Genomic DNA, 16,846 nt, shown 5'->3' with positions numbered 1-16,846 from the left:
GCAAACGCATGAAAGAAGGCGGCTATTCCCCCGCGGGAAGCAGCAGCCCGTCGATCGCCAGGCGGCGGATGCGCGGCTCGATGTCGGCCCAGAGATCGGCGAGCGGCACGTCGAACAGATCGGAGAGCGCGGCCACGATCTGCCCGACGGTCAGCTCGCCGTCGCACGCTCCGACGAAACCGGCGAGCGCGCTGTCGACGCCGATCGTGCGCGCGAATCCGCCGCCCTGGCGCAGCTCGATGACGCTCGGGTCGTCCTCCCCTGGCATGAGGTGCCGCGCCTCGGTCACGTCGGGCGCGACGATCAGGCGGTCCGGGATGCCGTCGGCCAGCGCGTCGTGTGCGGCGAGACCCGCCCCGAGCGCGCGGCCCAGGTTCGACACGGGCTGCGAGATGCTCTCGCAGCGGCGGAGCACGGCGGCACCCGGCGCCGGACGGCGCAGCAGGATGTACCCGAAGCCGACCGCCGTCACGCCGCGGTCGGCGAAGTCGTCGAGCCAGGCGGTGAGCAGGCGGGTGAAGTCGGCATCGCGCGGCAGCGCGCCCCCATCGCGGATCCACAGTTCGGCGTATCCGAGCGGCGTGAGCTCTTCGCGCTGGATCACCCACGCATCGAGATCGTCGTCGACCCACGAGCGCACACGGTCCAGCCCCCGCGCACCGGCGCGGGACTCCCAGTTGCCGAGCAGCTGCGCGATGCCGCCGGGGGCGAGATGCGCGGGCGCGCGGCGCAGGAACTCCTCGACGAGGGCATCCCCGACCAGGCCGCCGTCACGGTACTCGTACTCGGGCACCCCGGTCGCGCGCGGCGTGATCACGAACGGCGGATTCGACACGACCAGGTCGAACCTCTCCCCCGCCACCGGCTCGAAGAGACTGCCGAGGCAGAACTCGATGTTGTGCACGCCGTTGAGCTGCGCGTTCAGCTCGGCGTAGGCGAGAGCGCGTGCCGAGATGTCGGTGGCCACCACCCGCACCGCGTGCCGCGACACCAGCAGGGCCTGGATGCCGCATCCGGTGCCCAGGTCGAGCGCCCGCTCGACGGGCACGGGGATGATCAGCTCGGCCAGCGTGCGCGACGCACCGCCGACGCCGAGCACGTGATCGGCGGGCAGTGCCGTGCCGAGGGCGATCTCGTCGAGGTCGCTGGCGATCCACCACTCGCCCACCCCGTCGGCATCGACGAACGACTGGGGGCGGATCAGGGCCTCGGGGTGCACGCTCTCACCGTCGACGCGGACGAGGCCCAACGCGACCGCTCCTGCCACGCCCACCCCGGGCAGCGCGCGATCGACGGCGTGCTGCGGCTGCGGCATCCCGAGCACCCACAGTCGGCCCAGCGTGGGAAGCACGTCGTCGCGGGATCCCAGTGCGCGCAGGATCGGCTCCCGCAGCCCGCGGCCGAGCGCATCGTCGGCTTCCTCGCCCCACAGCGACCGCAGCGGCTCGGAGCGGAAGTCGGCTGCGTCCAGGTCCGCGGCGAGCGCCCGTGACAGAGAGGAGTCGGGGCGGGGCTGGGCGCGTTCGGGCACGGCGGTCACTCTACGCGCCTTCAGGGTTCCCATGCCGGTGCGGCCTAGAATCGGGGGCGTCGTCGGTGCTGGCATCCGGCGACCCGCAATCATGATCTCGACACTCCATCGCGAAGGCAGACGCCCGCGCGCGCGGCGGCTGCTGGGCCGCCTCGCCGCGGCACTCGTCGTCGGCTCCCTCGGCCTCTCCGTCGCACCCGCCCCGGCCGCCGCCGAGGATGCCGAGCAGCCGGCCGAGTCGGCCGTGGAGATGTTCCTCTCGGTCGGCGACACCGGCCAGGTCGCGCCCGGCACGCCCCTGCTCGGCAGCGTGACGATCGAGAACCCCACCGACGGCGACCTCACCGCGGGCAGCGTCAGCGTCGAGCTGAACACCACGGCCCTCGCCGACGGCGCCGCGCTCGATGCCTGGCTCGACGGCGACGCCGTCGGCGGCGCCTTCCGCACCGTCGCGGTCGAGAGCTCACCCGCGGTCGGCGACGGATCTGCCGAGACGATCGACCTGACCGTCGAGCCCACCGCGCTGGGCGAGCTGGCCCCCGGTGTCTATCCGCTCAAGGCTCGACTCACGGGCACGATCACCACTGATGCGGGCGCGAAGAGCATGCCGTTGAGCGTCACGGCCGGATCGGTGCTGGTCGTCCCGGCGCCCTCCGACGCGCGCACGGCCGTGATCGTGCCGGTCACGGCGACACCCGAGAACGGCGCCCTGCTCACCGCCGACGAGCTGACGACGCTCACCTCCGACGGCGGATCGCTCGCCGAACTGATCGACGCCGTCTCGGGCACCAGCGCGATTCTCGCGATCGACCCGGCGATCCCCGCATCGATCCGCGTGCTCGGCGACCGCGCTCCCGCGAGCTCCACCCAGTGGCTGGACCGGTTCGAGGCGCTGCCGAACGACATGTTCACCCTGCAGTTCGGCGACGCGGATGCCACGGTCCAGGCCCAGGCCGGTCGCTCAGAGCTGCTGGGGACCCCGGACCTGACCCCGCTTCTCGACCCCGCGGACTTCCCCGCCGTGGATCCGAAGCTGGAGCCGACATCGGAGCCCACCCCCACTCCCCTCCCGACGGCGGAGCCCGACCTGCCCGAGAGCGGCGAGCTGACGGCCGTGCGCGGTGCCCAGGGCAGCATCCTCTGGCCGCGTCCGTCGGTGACCGGGCAGGATCTCGCCGCGTTCGCCACGTACCTCGGCGACAAGACGACGACGATCCTGCCCTCCACGTCCGTGCAGAACGATGCGGCCGTGCACAGCGCGGTCGACGCACACGACCTGCTGATCACCGATGCGGCGGCATCCGCTCGGCTGTCCGCCGCCGTCGAGCGCACCGATTCCGCCTCCGCGGACGCCGAGATGGCCGCGGCCGCCGGGCACCTCTTCTTCGCCGAGCAGCGCAGCGCGCTCACGGCTGTCGCGCTGGAGCGATCCGAGACCCGCTCCGCCGAGGCGCTGCGCACGGCCCTCGTCTCGTTCGCCACCCCGGGCGCGACGCTGAGCACGCTGCGCGCGGGGGAACCGGCATCCGTCTCGCTCGCCGACACGACGCCGGGCGCGCGCGTCGGCGAGCTGAACAGCATGATGGCCGCCGCAGACCGGCTCACCGCGTTTGCGACGATCCTCGAGGAGCCGGCCGTCCTGCTCGTGCCGGACCGCATCCGCATGCTCAGAGTGATCGGGGTCGGCCTCGACGACGAGGAGTTCACGGAGCGTGCGGCCGCCCACGCCGCGCGCGTGACGACGACCCTCACGTCGGTGAACGTCGTGCAGCCGAAACCCGTGCAGCTGTTCACCTCGGCGGCACCGCTGCCGGTCTGGGTGCGCAACGACCTGCCGTGGCCGGTCTCGGTCACCCTGTACAGCACGCCGTCCGACAACCGTCTCGACATCCAGCCGGCGACCGAGGTGACCGCGCTCGCCTCGAGCTCGACGCGCGTCGACGTGCCGATCGAGGCGCGCGTCGCAAGTGGCCGCGTCGACGTGAGCTTCTGGCTCGAAAGCCCGACGGGCGTGCCCATCGGGCAGCCGGAGGTCGCCGACGTCACGCTGCGCGCCGACTGGGAGGGCATCGGCCTCGGCATCCTCGGCGGCGTGATCGTCGTGCTGCTGATCCTCGGGAGCGTGCGGATGGTGCGTCGGCGCAGAGCGGATGCCCGGCACCGAACCCAGGGGCCGAACGGGTCCGCAGAAGGAGAGCAGTGACAAGTCTCGGCCGCGCCAGCGCCATTCTCGGTGCAGGGACGCTGATCTCGCGCATCACCGGTCTCGTCCGCACGATCGTGCTCGTCGCCGCGATCGGCACGATCGGTCAGGCGGGCGATGCCTTCGGGGTCGCGAACCAGCTGCCCAACAACGTGTTCACGATCATCCAGACGGGCATCCTCACCGCGGTGATCATCCCGCAGATCGTGAAGTCCGCCAGCCACGCCGACGGCGGTGAGGGCTACATATCCAAGCTGTTCACCCTCGGCACGGTCGTCTTCCTCGGCGCGACGGCCGCGGCGATGCTCGCCGCCCCCTGGCTCGTCGGGCTGTACGCCTCGAACGGATTCAGCCCCGACCAGCTGGCCCTCGGCACCGCCTTCGCGTACTGGTGCCTGCCGCAGATCTTCTTCTACGGCCTGTACGCCCTGATCGGCGAGACTCTCAACGCCAAGCGCGTCTTCGGGCCGTACACGTGGACCCCCGTCGCGAACAACATCATCTCCATCGCGGGCTTCCTCGTCTTCATCGCGCTGTTCGGCGGCAATCAGAGCCGCGTCGACGTCTGGGATCCGACCATGATCGCCGTGCTCGGCGGCACCGCGACGCTCGGCATCACGGTGCAGGCCCTGCTGCTGCTCTTCGCCTGGCGACGCACCGGGCTGCGCCTGCGCCCCGACTTCCGGTGGAAGGGCGTCGGCCTCGGGCAGGTCGGCACGCTCGCCGGGTGGACCTTCCTCATGGTGATCGCCGGCCAGATCGCCGGACTCATCCAGACGCGCGTGGTCACCGACTCGTCGGGCGACCACCCGTCGGTGTTCATGATGCAGGCCGCCTGGCTGGTGTTCATGCTGCCGTACTCGATCTTCGCGATCTCGATCGGCACCCCGTACTTCACGCAGATCGCCGAGCACGCGCACGCGAACCGGCGCGACGAGGTGCGCAGCGACGTCGCCCGGTGCATCCGGGTCGTGTCGCTGTTCATCATCGGCTCGGGCATCGCCCTCGCCGTCGCCGCGGTGCCGGCCACGCGCATCTTCACCGAGAGCCCCGCGGATGCCGTCGCCGCGGCGCCCGTGCTGGTCTGCTACCTCATCGGACTTCTGCCGCTGTCGGTGCTGTTCATCGTGCAGCGCGCGTTCTACGCCTTCGGCGACACCCGCACACCGTTCGTGTTCACCCTCGTGCAGGTGAGCCTGATCATCGGCTTCTCGTACCTCGCCGCCGCGGTGGCCCCGCTCAGCCAGCTCGCCGCGGCCGTCGCGCTCGGACAGTCGATCGCCGGCCTCGTGCAGACGGTGATCGCGGTGCTCATCCTGCGCCACCGCCTCGGCGGTCTCGAGCTGCCGCAGACGCTGCTCTCTCTCGGTCGTTTCGCGATCGCCGCGGTGCCCGCCGGACTCGCCGGGTGGGGGACGTACCTGCTGCTCGGCGCAGACGCGGGCTGGACGGCGGGGCAGACCGGCTCTACGTTCGTCGACAAGCTGCTCGGCGCGGTCGGAACGGGTGTCATCGGGCTCGTCGCCGTGATCGTCTACGCTCTCGTCCTGCTCGTGCTGCGGGCACCGGAGATGAGCGCGGCCCGCAGACTGATCAGACGGATCCTGCCCGGACGCTGACCCCCTCCGGGTCGTCCCGACCGGGCATCCGGATTCGTCGTTCCACCGAGCACACCCGCCCCGCGCAGGGGAATGCCGCGCGGCTACCATGGGTTGAAGCAGACGACGCGGATCATCCCGCGCCTGCCGGACATCCGCAGCCTTAGGAGAGCACATGCGTCAGGTCATCATCATCGGCTCCGGACCAGCCGGATTCACGGCCGCGATCTATGCGGCGCGCGCCAACCTCACGCCGCTGCTGGTCGCCAGCTCCGTCGAGGTCGGCGGCGAGCTGATGAACACGACCGACGTCGAGAACTTCCCCGGATTCCCCGAGGGGATCCAGGGTCCGGATCTGATGGCCAAGATGCAGGCGCAGGCCGAGAAGTTCGGTACCGAGGTGCTCTACGACGACGTCACCGAGCTTCAGCTCGACGGACCGGTCAAGAAGGTCACCCTGGGCAGCGGCGCCGTTCATGAGGCGGCCACGATCATCTACGCCACCGGCTCTGCCTACCGCAAGCTCGGCATCGAGGGCGAGGAGCGCCTCTCCGGCTACGGCGTCTCGTGGTGTGCGACATGCGACGGCTTCTTCTTCCGCGAGAAGGAGATCGCGGTCGTCGGCGGCGGCGACTCGGCCATGGAGGAGGCGACCTTCCTCACCCGCTTCGCATCGAAGGTGTACGTCATCCACCGCAAGGACTCCCTGCGCGCATCGAAGATCATGCAGGAGAGGGCGTTCGCCAACGAGAAGATCGAGTTCGTCTGGAACAGCACCGTCGACGAGATCCTCGGCGGCGACTCGGTGACCGGCGTACGGCTGCGCTCGACTGTCGACGACTCGACCCGTGAGCTCGCCGTCGACGGCGTCTTCGTCGCGATCGGCAACGACCCGCGCACGCACCTCGTGCACGACAAGCTGCAGCTCACCGATGCCGGAACGATCTGGGTCGACGGTCGCTCGTCGCGCACCTCGGTCCCCGGTGTGTTCGCCGCCGGTGACGTGATCGACCCGACATACCGTCAGGCTGCCACTGCCGCGGGATCGGGTGTCGTCGCCGCGCTCGATGCCGAGCACTTCATCGCCGACCTCGAAGACGCCTCGGTCGAAGAGCCGGCCGCCGTGGCCGCCGAGATCATCGTCGGCTGAGACCGAACCCCGCCGCCGCTCTGCGCGGTCGCGGGAACAGAAACCGGCCATCTGACGTTTGACCAGATGGACACCGAACAAGGAGACAATCCATGACTGCCAAGGCAACCACTCAGGCCACCTGGGAGCAGGACGTTCTGCAGGCCGACGGACCCGTGCTGGTCGACTTCTGGGCCGCGTGGTGCGGGCCGTGTCGCATGGTCGCGCCCGTGCTCGACGAGATCCAGGCCGAGAACCCCGACAAGATCACCATCCTCAAGCTCAACGTCGACGAGAACCCCGATCTGGCCATGAAGTACCAGATCACCTCGATTCCAGCGATGAAGGTGTTCCAGGGCGGTGAGGTCAAGACGACCATCATCGGCGCCAAGCCGAAGTTCGCGCTCGAGCAGGAGCTCGCCCCGTTCATCGGCTGATCCCCCGGTCTTCAGAAGAGCCCGTCACCTCACGGTGGCGGGCTCTTCTGCATCCCTGCGGTCGAACGCACCCACGGCAGCGCTACGCCGCCAGCATCCGCCAGACCGTCGTGCTCAGTTCCGGGTACTCGTGCGCGATGCTGCGCAGCACGCTGTCGTTCCAGCGAGGATCGCGCGGATTGCCGCCCCGATCCTCGTACACGTCGGTGCGCAGCAGAAGCACGACGAGCTCATCGACCGACGGCAGCTCCGACATGAAGTCCCAGGGATCCTCTCCGCTGCGCAGACGCTCGTGCACCAGCACCGAGCGCTCGTCGCCCGCCTCCGCGCGCAGCACTTCGAGGCTTGCTCGGCGGGGGAACGAGGGGATCACCAGACAAGTCTACGAGCGTGGCGCACGGGTGCGGCGCTCGACCTTGCCATCCTCCGTCATCGATTCGAGCTCCTTGCCCTTCGTCTCGGCGACCTTGAAGTACACGAAGAAGAACGACAGCAGGGCGAAGAACGCGTAGAAGCCGTACGCGAAGGTGAGGCCGATCTCGGCGAACGCCGGGAAGGTCGTCGAGATGAAGAAGTTCGCCGCCCACTGCGCGGCCGCGGCGACGGCGAGAGCGCCGGCGCGGATCGAGTTGGGGAACATCTCGCCCAGCAGCACCCACACCAGCGGCCCCCAGGTGGCGCCGAAGAACACCACGAACGCGTTCGCGCTGATCAGAGCGACCGTCGACCACGGGTCGGGCAGTGAGACCGCGCGCTCGGCATCCAGAGTTCCGAACGAGAAGGCGACCGCCATCAGTCCCAGCGTCACCGCCATGCCGATCGATCCCACCATGAGCATCAGACGGCGACCGAGGCGGTCGACCAGCAGGATGGCGATAATCGTCACGACGATGTTCGTCACCGAGGTGATGACCGTGATCGTCAGGGCATCCGACTCGTCGAAGCCGACCGACCGCCACAGCGTCGTGGAGTAGTAGAAGATCACGTTGATGCCGACGAACTGCTGGAAGATGCTCAGCAGGATGCCGACCCAGACGATCGGCTTGAGGCCGAAGCGGTTCCCGCGCAGATCGCTGAGCGACTCGGTGCGCTCGGTGTTGATCGTGCCGGAGATCTCGGTGATCTTCGCCTTCACGTCGATCGTGCCGGTGACCAGGGTCAGCACCTCGGCTGCCTTGTCGACGTTGCCGCGGGCGACGAGGTACCGGGGCGACTCCGGCAGTCGCATCGCCATGATCCCGTAGACGACGGCGGGGATCGCCTCGGCGATGAACATCCAGCGCCAGGCGTCGAGCCCCCACAGCGGCTCGGCAGCCCCACCTGCGACGCCCGCCAACAAAGCATCCGAGAGCAGCGCGACGAAGATTCCGGTCACGATCGCGAGCTGCTGCAGCGACCCGAGCCGTCCTCGCACATGCGCGGGCGAGACTTCGGCGATGTACGCCGGGGCGATGACCGAGGCGGCGCCGACACCCAGACCGCCGACGACGCGCCAGATGATGAGATCGATCACGCCGAAGGCGAGTCCCGACCCGATGGCGGAGACGAGGAAGAGCACGGCGGCGATGAGCATCGTGGGGATGCGACCGAACCGGTTGGCCAGGGGACCAGCGAACCACGCGCCGACCGCGCAGCCGATGAGCGCTGATGAGACGGCGAAGCCCTTGAGGCCCACGCCCAGATCGAATGCACCCGCGAGGGCGTCCACCGCGCCGTTGATCACCGCGGTGTCGAAGCCGAACAGGAATCCTCCCAGCGCGGCGGCGATACTCACCCCGATGACGCGTCCGCGGATGCCGTTCGCTGTGCCTGAGCCTATTGTGCCCGAGCCTGTTGTGCCCGAGCCTGATGTGCCCGAGCTGTTTGCCTGTGCCATGATGCCCCTCCTCTGCCGGTGTTCCGGATGCTACCGAAGCAGGTCGGGTGCAGAAAGGGGCGTGCGAAGGCGATCGAAAAGCGGTACAGAACGGTGTGCGCCCCGAACCGCCGGCGGGCCTGCGCGCTCAAGAACAGGTGAGCACCGGGTCACCCCGGTGCTCACCCGTCTTGAGAGCGGACGCCGATTCGGGTCAGCGCGTTCCGAACTCCTCTTCGCCGAGCTCGGCGAGGATGCGGTTGAGATCCTGGATCGACGCGAATTCGATCTTGAGCTGGCCTTTTCGTGCACCGAGAGCGATCTGGACACGTGTGTTCAGACGGTCGCCGAGCTTGTGCGAGACCTCGTCGAGGTACGCGCGGCGCGCACCGGCGGTGGGCTTGCTCGTCGTCGCACCCGTGGCCGATACGGTCTTCGCGGCGGCTTCCGTGGCTCGCACCGAGAGGTCTTCGTTCACGACCTTGTCGGCGAGGCGCTGCATCTGCTCGGGCGTCTCGGCCGAGAGGATCGCACGAGCGTGACCGGCCGAGAGAACCCCGGCCGCCACGCGCTGCTGCACGGGCAACGGCAGACGCAGCAGCCGAATGGTGTTGCTGATCTGCGGACGCGAGCGCCCGATACGCGCGGCGAGCTCTTCCTGCGTGATCCCGAAATCCTCCAGCAGCTGCTGATAGGCGGATGCCTCCTCGAGCGGGTTCAGCTGGGATCGGTGCAGGTTCTCGAGAAGCGCGTCGCGCAGCAGGTCCTCGTCTGCCGTTTCCCGGACGATCGCAGGGATCGTGGTCAGGCCGGCCTCACGGGCGGCGCGGGTGCGCCGCTCCCCCATGATCAGCTCATACTCGCCGTCGGCGTTCTGCCGAACGATGACCGGCTGCAGGACCCCGAATTCGCGCACGCTGTGCATGAGTTCGGCGAGGTGGTCCTCGTCGAAGTGCGTACGAGGCTGGCGGGGGTTGGGGACGATGCTGTTCGGGTCGATCTGGATCAGACGGATGCCGGGGACCTGCGACAGCTCCGCATCTTCAGCGGCGGGGCTCCCCTGCTCGAACGCTGCGGGCGCAGCATCCGTCTTCACCTTCGACGCGCCGGGGAAGAAGACGTCGACCGGCCGCTCAGCCTGATCCGTCGTCGGGATGAGTGCGCCGATTCCCCGACCGAGTCCAGTGCGCTTGGCCATCATGCTCCCTTGTTCTGCGCGGCGGATTCGTTGCGCTGCGCGATCTCGACTGCTGCTTCCCGGTAGGCCACCGCTCCGGCCGACGTGCCGTCATACGAGATGACGGTCTGTCCGAAGCTGGGAGCCTCAGACACCCGCACGGAACGTGGGATGACGGCGTTGAGCACCTGCTGCGGGAAGTGTGTGCGCACCTCGTCGGCGACCTGCTGGGCGAGGCGCGTGCGCGCGTCGTACATCGTGAGCAGGATGGTCGACAGGTGAAGCTCTGGATTGAGGTGCTTCTGGATCATCTGGATGCTGCCGAGCAGCTGGCTCAGACCCTCGAGCGCGTAATACTCGCACTGGATGGGGATGAGCACTTCGGATGCCGCCGTGAAAGCGTTGATGGTGAGCAGCCCGAGAGAAGGCGGGCAGTCGATGATGACGAAATCAACCGGATCGTCGCGCAGGAACTCCTCCAGTGCGCGACGCAGACGGAATTCTCGCGCGACCTGCGATACCAGCTCGATCTCCGCGCCCGCGAGGTGAATCGTGCTCGGCGCACAGCGAAGGTTCTCGGATTCCGGGCTGTCTTGAACGATCTCGCTGAACGGGAGATCGTTGATGAGGACGTCGTAGATGCTCTTGGTGTCAGCCGAGTGCTTCACTCCGAGGGCCGTCGATGCATTTCCCTGCGGATCGAGATCGATCACCAGTACTTTCGCGCCGAGATCGGCGAGGGCGGATGCCAGATTGACGGCCGTCGTGGTTTTCCCGACACCGCCCTTCTGGTTCGACACCGTGAAGACGCGGGTCTCGCCGCTGAACTGAACCTCGATCGTCTTGAGGGCCTTACGTCTCGTGGAGAGGTCTGCCAGTTCCCGAGCAAGCGGGGTATCCATCCCGAAATCGTTGTTCGGCGATGCGTTGTCGGATGGTTTCACGTGAAACATCGACTCCTTTCGGGACCGTCCTCCACTCTACGTGATACCTCCGACTCCCCCACTCACCGCGCCATCAGCGACCATCCCCGCGCCCCCGGTCATTGAGCGAGGAACGCAGCGACGAGTCGAAATGCCCGGGGTTCCACGTGAAACACTCGCTCCGCCAGCTCCCGCGCGCTCACCGCCCACCCGATACACAACTGGCGACCACCGGTCATTGAGCGAGGAGCGAAGCGACGAGTCGAAATGCCGGGCGTTCCACGTGAAACACTCGCTCCGCCAGCTCCCGCGCGCTCACCGCCCACCCGATACACAACTGGCGACCACCGGTCATTGAGCGAGGAGCGCAGCGACGAGTCGAAATGCCCTCGTCCCACGCGAAACACTCCCCCGTCGGCTCCCGATGTCGCCGCTCACCCGCTACGCAACTGGCAACCACCGGCCATTGAGCGAGGAGCGCAGCGATAAGTCGAAATGCCCGGCGTTCCACGTGAAACACACCTCGGGAATCCCGGTATCACCGCTCACCCGATACGCAACTGGCGACCACCGGTCATTGAGCGAGGAGCGTAGCGACGAGCCGAAATGCCCTCGTCCCGCGCGAAACACTCGCTCCGCGGTGCCCCGCGGTCAGCACCCGCCCTATGTGCACCCGTAGCTGCGCGCGTCCGCGCACTCGGCAATAGGCGCAACGGTGGTCCCAGTTCCCTCCGCGTCGGCCACCACCGGATTGAGCGAGGACCCCACCGACGAAGATCATGTCGCCGCATTGGCCACCACCGGTCATTGAGCGAGGAGCGTAGCGACGAGCCGAAATGCAGCACAAAGGCCACGCAGTTGACCTTGACCTGGTCCCGCCGGCCAGACGAATCTGTCAGTTGCGGTCGCCCGCACGCATTCTCACTCCCTTGACATCTGCCGACCAGCGCAACCGACCACGGCTCATATGAAGCACGTCGGCCAATTGGATAGCCCTGCGTCGGAAAGACACATCGGATACCGTCGCCCACGGGCATCCTGCGCGGTACGTCGCGGCTTCGCCGCAGCCGATGTCCGCGGGTCGCGCCAGCAGTTGGATGCTCAAGCGTACAGACGCCCGGGGTTCACCCGGCGATCATCGGCATGCCATCCACCGGAACCCGGGCACCCTGCATCGATGTTTCGCCGCCCCGGGACATCGGTAGATGAGACGCGTCGCGCTCCGGTAATGCGTCCGTCGACTGAACGACCTGAACCGCCTGTCCGGTCGTGTTTCACGTGAAACTTTGCTCGTCGATCACTCACGCGAACGCAAAGCTCGCTCACGCGAGCTCCAACCTCTGATCGCGTCAAAACCGCCCTCGATGAATGCCCGTCGTTTTGCGTGGCTCCATCCCTGGATCTGCTTCTCGAGGGCGAAGGCTTCGTCGATGCGATCCAACTCGCACCACCACACCAGTTCTACCGGGCGGCGGTTCGATGTGTAGTCGCTACCGAGCCCGAGCTGATGGGCAGTAAGTCGGTCGTCAAGGTGCTTGGTACTGCCTGCATAGAAGGTTCCATCAGCGCATCGAAGAATGTACGTGTATCCAGTCATTGAGGAACTGTAGAGGAGCAGGCACCGCCGCTGTACCTGCGTTTACGGCATGTGTGGGCAATACAGCGACCGGCCCACATGTGCAGAGACGGTCAACGATCGCATGCGGGACATCAGATCGGCGCCGATCCAGCAAGGCGCATACGCGCGGATGCTGCCTCATGGCGTCGGGAGCGACGGCGCTACCCACGACAGGGCATCCAACAGCCAACGTCTTTGTCAACGTTTCACGTGAAACACGTCTGGCTACGGGCGCTGGGACCGTCAAACCGGCCGTGACACTGCAATGCAGAGCAACGCTACACGCCGGTGTCGTGCAAGCTGCCTGCGATCCGTGCTCGCCAGCATCGCGTTCGATCTCGGGGGCTACCCGCGTGCCGGGACAGCGTTTCGACTCGCTTCGCTCGCTCAACGACCGGGAGCCGAGCCCCTACCGGTGCTGGCCGGCATCGGAGGGATCCTGTTGACGGGCACCGTTTCACGTGAAACCAATCTTGAGGGCACTATGCGGGCGCCTCCCCGCGCGTGAGATGCGTGATCCACAGAATCCGACGTCGTCCCGAGCGGGCCGGGAGTGCGTTTCGACTCGCTTCGCTCGCTCAACGACCGGGCCGGCGTCGTAGGGATCCTATGACGGACCACGTTTCACGTGAAACCTATCTTCAGGAAGGCGCACCGGATGCGCGCCTCCCCGCGCGTGAGATGCGTGATCCACAGAATCCGACGTCGTCCCGAGTGGGCCTGGAGTGCGTTTCGACTCGCTGCGCTCGCTCAACGACCGGGAGCCGAGCCCTTGACGGCTCGCGGTCGGCATCGGAGGGGCCCTGTTGACGAGCAGTGTTTCACGTGAAACCGATCTTCGAGATCGAGGATCAGACCGAGGTGTTGGCACCGTGGGATCAGCGCCGAGCGCGCCGGAGTGCGTTTCGACTCGCTGCGCTCGCTCAACGACCGGGTTGGCCAACGGGGCGTGCGGGCTGGGGTGCGCCCTGCGGGCAGAGTGGCGGCTTGTCGATGCGTTGCCGGCTGACATCGGCGCCGGGTCGGCGACGCCCACGCGGGTGTGGAGCCGGAGGCGCCTGCGCTTTCGGGCTTGGCGTGCACCGGATCTCATGAGAGTGCGCTTCGACTCGCTGCGCTCGCTCAACGACCGGCTGCGCTCGCTCAACGAGCGGGGGTGCGGGGGTGTTTCACGTGAAACAATGCCCTCGCGCGGGAGTCAGGCGCGGACGCGGGCGCGGACGACGCGCGTCGGCTCGGATAGCAGGTCCTCCCCCAGCACCTGCACAGTCACGTCGGTCACCCTGTGCTTCTTGAGCACCTTCTGCGCGGAGTCGATCTCTGCGGGCACGTTGTGTCCCTTGAGCAGGATGAGCTCGCCGCCGTCTTTGACCAGCGGGGCCGTGATCGGGATGAGCGTGCGCATCGCGCTCACCGCGCGAGCCGTGACCACGTCGAACTCGAGACCCACGTCCTCAGCACGTGCGCGCATCACGGTCACGTTGTCGAGACCAAGAGCGTCGACCTGCTCGTTGAGCCAGGTGACCCGCCGCTCCATCGGCTCGATGAGCGTCCAGCGCACATCGGGCCGACTGATCGCCAACACGAGACCAGGCAGTCCCGCGCCCGAACCGACGTCCGCGACCGACCCTGAGAAGAGGGGCGCGGCGATCGCGGAGTTCAGAATGTGACGGGTCCAGATCCGGGGCAACTCGAGCGGGCCGATCAATCCGCGCAGCTCACCCTCGGCGATGAGCGCGGCAGTGAACCGCCGTGCCAGCTCGATGCGGTCACCGAACAGCTCTGCTGCGACCGCAGGCTCGGACTCGACGATGGGAGTGCTCATGACGCCGCCGCTCGTTTCACGTGAACCGTCAGCCGCGAGAGATCACGGTGTGACGATCGGCACCGTCGCCATACGACTCGGAGGTGAGGCCGCGCTCCGACACGATGTCATGCACGAGCTTGCGCTCGTAGCTCGACATCGCGGGCAGGGATGCCTGGGTGGCACCTGCATCGAGCTTGGCGACCGCAGCATCCACCAACTGCTCCAGCTGGCGCCGACGAGTGTCGCGGGAGCCGCCGACGTCGAGGATCAGTCGTGAGAACGCACCCGTCTTGCTCTGCACCGCCAGACGGGTCAGCTCCTGCAGGGCCTGAACGGTGTCGGGCTGCGACAGCACCGCGAGTCCGTCTCCTTCCGCCTCCACCGAGACGTACGCGCGCCCCTGGCGGACATCGAGATTCAGATCGCCGTCGATGTCAGCGATGTCGAGCAGCTCCTCGAGGAAGTCCGCGGCGACATCGCCCTCATGCTCGAGCTCTTCGACCGACGGAGCGGTCTTCACATCATCGGTCATCAGTTCGAGCCCTTCTTCTTCGCTCGCTTCTTGCCCATCGGCTGCTCACGCTTGGGTGCGACCGCCTTCGCCTTCTCGATCTCCTCGAGCTTCTGCTGCTGCTCTGCCTCGTACACCGCGATCGGGACGACCTTTCCCTGGGCGTTGATCGCCTTGCCCTTGCGCGCCAGGCGCTCTTCGCGCGCCTTCGCCGCCTCGGAGCCCGGAGTCGGCATCTCGCGGATGACGAGGAACTGCTGGCCCATGGTCCACAGGTTGGAGATGAACCAGTAGACGACGACACCGAGCGGGAAGAAGACACCCGAGAAGATGAAGCCCAGGGGCAGGATGTAGAGCATGATCTTCTGCATCTGGTACGCCTGGCCGGTCTTGGCCTCCGGCGACAGGTTCTTCGAGATGATCTGCAGCTGGGTGTAGAACTGCGAGCCGATCATCAGCACGACGAGCGTCGCGAGCAGCACGATAGCCGTGACGTTCTGGGCGTCTACTGCGGCTCCGAGCGTGTCGTGCAGCGACACCGTGCCGAACAGCTTCGCGTCGTAGAACTCTTGAGTGAGCTCGTTGTTCAGCAGCCCGACACCGCTGAAATCGGGGTTGACGCGGATCTTCTGCACGTCGTTGAGCACGCTGAACAGTGCGAAGAAGATCGGCATCTGGACGAGCAGCGGGAGGCAGCTCGACATCGGCGTCGTTCCGTGCCTCTTGTACAGCGCCATCGTCTCGCGGCTCATCGCCTCGCGAGAGAGCTGATCCTTCTTGCCGCGGTACTTCTCCTGAACTTTCCGCAGCTCAGGCGCGATTTCCATCATCTTGCGCTGGCTCTTGATCTGCTTCACGAACAGCGGGAAGACGGCAGCGCGCACGACGATGACCAGGCCGATGATGGACAGAACCCACGTCAGGCCTTCCGCCGGCGCCATTCCTATCGCCGTGAACAGCCAGTGCCAGGCGACGAGGATGAGCTCAACAGCCCATTTCAGCGGCCACAGGATGATTCCCAGGAAGTCCACTGTTCAGTCCTTTCGAGCAGGTACGACGAACCCTCGCTGGGTCAGGTCGTATCGGAAGTGAGCGTGGGGCTTGACGTCGTCGACGCCACCCGCGCTCCACGGATTGCAACGCAGCACGCGCCATGCCGAGAGCACTGCTCCCCACAGGGCGCCGTTCTGCTGAACCGCTCCTACAGCGTACGCGGAACAGGACGGGTAATACCTGCACACGTCCCCGTAGAGCGGGGAGATCACCGCGCGGTAGAGGGAGAGCAGCGCGAGAACGAGGTTGCGCGGAACGAGAAGCACGCCCCGGACCAGATCGGATGCCCGAAACCGCGCCGTTCCGAATGCATAGGACGGCAGCGCGCTCATGTCCGTGCCGATCCGACCAGCACGCGGCGCAGGCAGCGCTCGACGTCGGTGCGGAGGGAGGCGAAATCCGCGTCAGCGGATGCAGGAAGGGCACGGATGACGACATCCGTGCCCTCAGGAACCATGTCGACGAACTCCGCGCACACCGCCTTCAGGCGTCGGCGAACGGTATTTCGAACCACAGCGGTTCCTACCTGCCTGCTGATGATGAACCCGAACCGGGGAGCCCGATCGTCCGCGCCGCGAAGCACGGAAGTGATCAGGCGCGACCCGCCGCATCGTGTTCCCCGGCGGACCACCTGTCGGTAGTCGACGCCGCGGGTGAGTCGATTCGGCCGGGCGAGCACTGAGCTGTCAGGCCGAGAGCTCGGTGCGGCCCTTCGCGCGGCGGGCCGCCAGGATGGCGCGGCCGGCGCGGGTGCGCATGCGGGCACGGAAGCCGTGCTTCTTGGCGCGACGACGGTTGTTGGGCTGGAAAGTGCGCTTGCTCATGGAATCACTCCGGGAATGGTGTCACCGGGTCTCAGCAACCGGGGACGGGGGGTACTGCCTAAATGGCATAAGTCAACCGATTAAGGGTACGACCTGCCGCGACGCAGGGCAAATCCGCCCACGGATGCGACAGGCGAGCACCCCGAGTGATCAGGCAGTCGACGGTGAGTTGCGCACACC

General features: G+C 67.3%; 16 protein-coding genes. 4 read left to right on the top strand and 12 right to left on the bottom strand.

The window, feature by feature from the left end:
* Positions 1 to 22: 22 nt before the first annotated feature.
* Positions 23 to 1,564 carry a methyltransferase gene (locus AB0O65_RS08535; RefSeq protein ID WP_363384122.1) on the bottom strand — a complete coding sequence of 514 codons (1,542 nt, stop codon included), beginning with the start codon at positions 1,562 to 1,564 and terminating at the stop codon, positions 23 to 25.
* Between the two features lie 58 nt (positions 1,565 to 1,622).
* Here AB0O65_RS08535 and AB0O65_RS08530 point away from each other — a divergent pair, with 58 nt between their 5' ends.
* From AB0O65_RS08530 to trxA, 4 genes are all read left to right on the top strand, one after another.
* A complete protein-coding gene (locus tag AB0O65_RS08530; RefSeq protein ID WP_071641263.1) occupies positions 1,623 to 3,734 on the top strand; it encodes a DUF6049 family protein in 2,112 nt (703 codons plus the stop codon).
* The gene (murJ, locus tag AB0O65_RS08525) at positions 3,731 to 5,353 is read left to right on the top strand and encodes a murein biosynthesis integral membrane protein MurJ (protein WP_363384119.1); all 1,623 of its coding nucleotides are present in this window, start codon (positions 3,731 to 3,733) and stop codon (positions 5,351 to 5,353) included. The genes AB0O65_RS08530 and murJ overlap by 4 nt, the downstream gene beginning before the upstream one ends.
* A 154-nt stretch (positions 5,354 to 5,507) precedes the next feature.
* On the top strand, positions 5,508 to 6,482 hold the full coding sequence (gene trxB / locus AB0O65_RS08520; protein ID WP_071641266.1) for a thioredoxin-disulfide reductase: 975 nt from the start codon (positions 5,508 to 5,510) through the stop codon (positions 6,480 to 6,482).
* Positions 6,483 to 6,574: 92 nt separating this feature from the next.
* Positions 6,575 to 6,898, top strand: coding sequence for a thioredoxin (gene trxA / locus AB0O65_RS08515; protein ID WP_071641267.1), 324 nt, complete (start codon positions 6,575 to 6,577; stop codon positions 6,896 to 6,898).
* Between the two features lie 82 nt (positions 6,899 to 6,980).
* Here the strand turns inward: trxA and AB0O65_RS08510 are convergent, their stop codons facing one another.
* From AB0O65_RS08510 to rpmH, 11 genes are all read right to left on the bottom strand, one after another.
* Complete coding sequence (locus AB0O65_RS08510) at positions 6,981 to 7,271, bottom strand: tryptophan synthase subunit alpha (protein ID WP_177243789.1); 291 nt, start codon at positions 7,269 to 7,271, stop codon at positions 6,981 to 6,983.
* Between the two features lie 9 nt (positions 7,272 to 7,280).
* The gene (locus tag AB0O65_RS08505) at positions 7,281 to 8,717 is read right to left on the bottom strand and encodes a sugar porter family MFS transporter (protein WP_363384944.1); all 1,437 of its coding nucleotides are present in this window, start codon (positions 8,715 to 8,717) and stop codon (positions 7,281 to 7,283) included.
* 250 nt (positions 8,718 to 8,967) lie between these two features.
* Positions 8,968 to 9,951: a ParB/RepB/Spo0J family partition protein gene (locus AB0O65_RS08500; protein WP_363384114.1), complete on the bottom strand. Its 984-nt coding sequence runs from the start codon at positions 9,949 to 9,951 to the stop codon at positions 8,968 to 8,970.
* Positions 9,951 to 10,832, bottom strand: a complete 882-nt coding sequence (locus tag AB0O65_RS08495; protein ID WP_363384112.1) for an AAA family ATPase — start codon at positions 10,830 to 10,832, stop codon at positions 9,951 to 9,953. Before AB0O65_RS08495 ends, AB0O65_RS08500 begins: the two co-directional genes overlap by 1 nt.
* Positions 10,833 to 12,150: 1,318 nt before the next feature.
* A complete protein-coding gene (locus tag AB0O65_RS08490; RefSeq protein WP_363384109.1) occupies positions 12,151 to 12,450 on the bottom strand; it encodes a GIY-YIG nuclease family protein in 300 nt (99 codons plus the stop codon).
* Positions 12,451 to 13,669: 1,219 nt separating this feature from the next.
* Entirely contained in the window at positions 13,670 to 14,296 is a 627-nt protein-coding gene (gene rsmG, locus AB0O65_RS08485; protein ID WP_313481100.1) for a 16S rRNA (guanine(527)-N(7))-methyltransferase RsmG, read from the bottom strand.
* A 28-nt stretch (positions 14,297 to 14,324) separates the two neighbouring features.
* The gene (locus AB0O65_RS08480) at positions 14,325 to 14,810 is read right to left on the bottom strand and encodes a R3H domain-containing nucleic acid-binding protein (RefSeq protein ID WP_363384106.1); all 486 of its coding nucleotides are present in this window, start codon (positions 14,808 to 14,810) and stop codon (positions 14,325 to 14,327) included.
* On the bottom strand, positions 14,810 to 15,820 hold the full coding sequence (yidC, locus tag AB0O65_RS08475) for a membrane protein insertase YidC (protein WP_313481097.1): 1,011 nt from the start codon (positions 15,818 to 15,820) through the stop codon (positions 14,810 to 14,812). The genes AB0O65_RS08480 and yidC overlap by 1 nt, the downstream gene beginning before the upstream one ends.
* 3 nt (positions 15,821 to 15,823) lie before the next feature.
* The gene (yidD, locus tag AB0O65_RS08470; RefSeq protein WP_363384104.1) at positions 15,824 to 16,174 is read right to left on the bottom strand and encodes a membrane protein insertion efficiency factor YidD; all 351 of its coding nucleotides are present in this window, start codon (positions 16,172 to 16,174) and stop codon (positions 15,824 to 15,826) included.
* Positions 16,171 to 16,521, bottom strand: a complete 351-nt coding sequence (gene rnpA, locus AB0O65_RS08465) for a ribonuclease P protein component (RefSeq protein ID WP_071641284.1) — start codon at positions 16,519 to 16,521, stop codon at positions 16,171 to 16,173. The genes yidD and rnpA overlap by 4 nt, the downstream gene beginning before the upstream one ends.
* Positions 16,522 to 16,528: 7 nt before the next feature.
* On the bottom strand, positions 16,529 to 16,666 hold the full coding sequence (gene rpmH / locus AB0O65_RS08460) for a 50S ribosomal protein L34 (RefSeq protein WP_058724833.1): 138 nt from the start codon (positions 16,664 to 16,666) through the stop codon (positions 16,529 to 16,531).
* Positions 16,667 to 16,846: the final 180 nt, after the last annotated feature.

The sequence above is a fragment of the Microbacterium sp. NPDC077391 genome, from assembly GCF_040686955.1.
Taxonomy (GTDB): domain Bacteria; phylum Actinomycetota; class Actinomycetes; order Actinomycetales; family Microbacteriaceae; genus Microbacterium; species Microbacterium commune.
The sequence above is the reverse complement of the archived record's forward strand: the minus strand, read 5'-3'. Positions and strand labels throughout refer to the sequence as shown.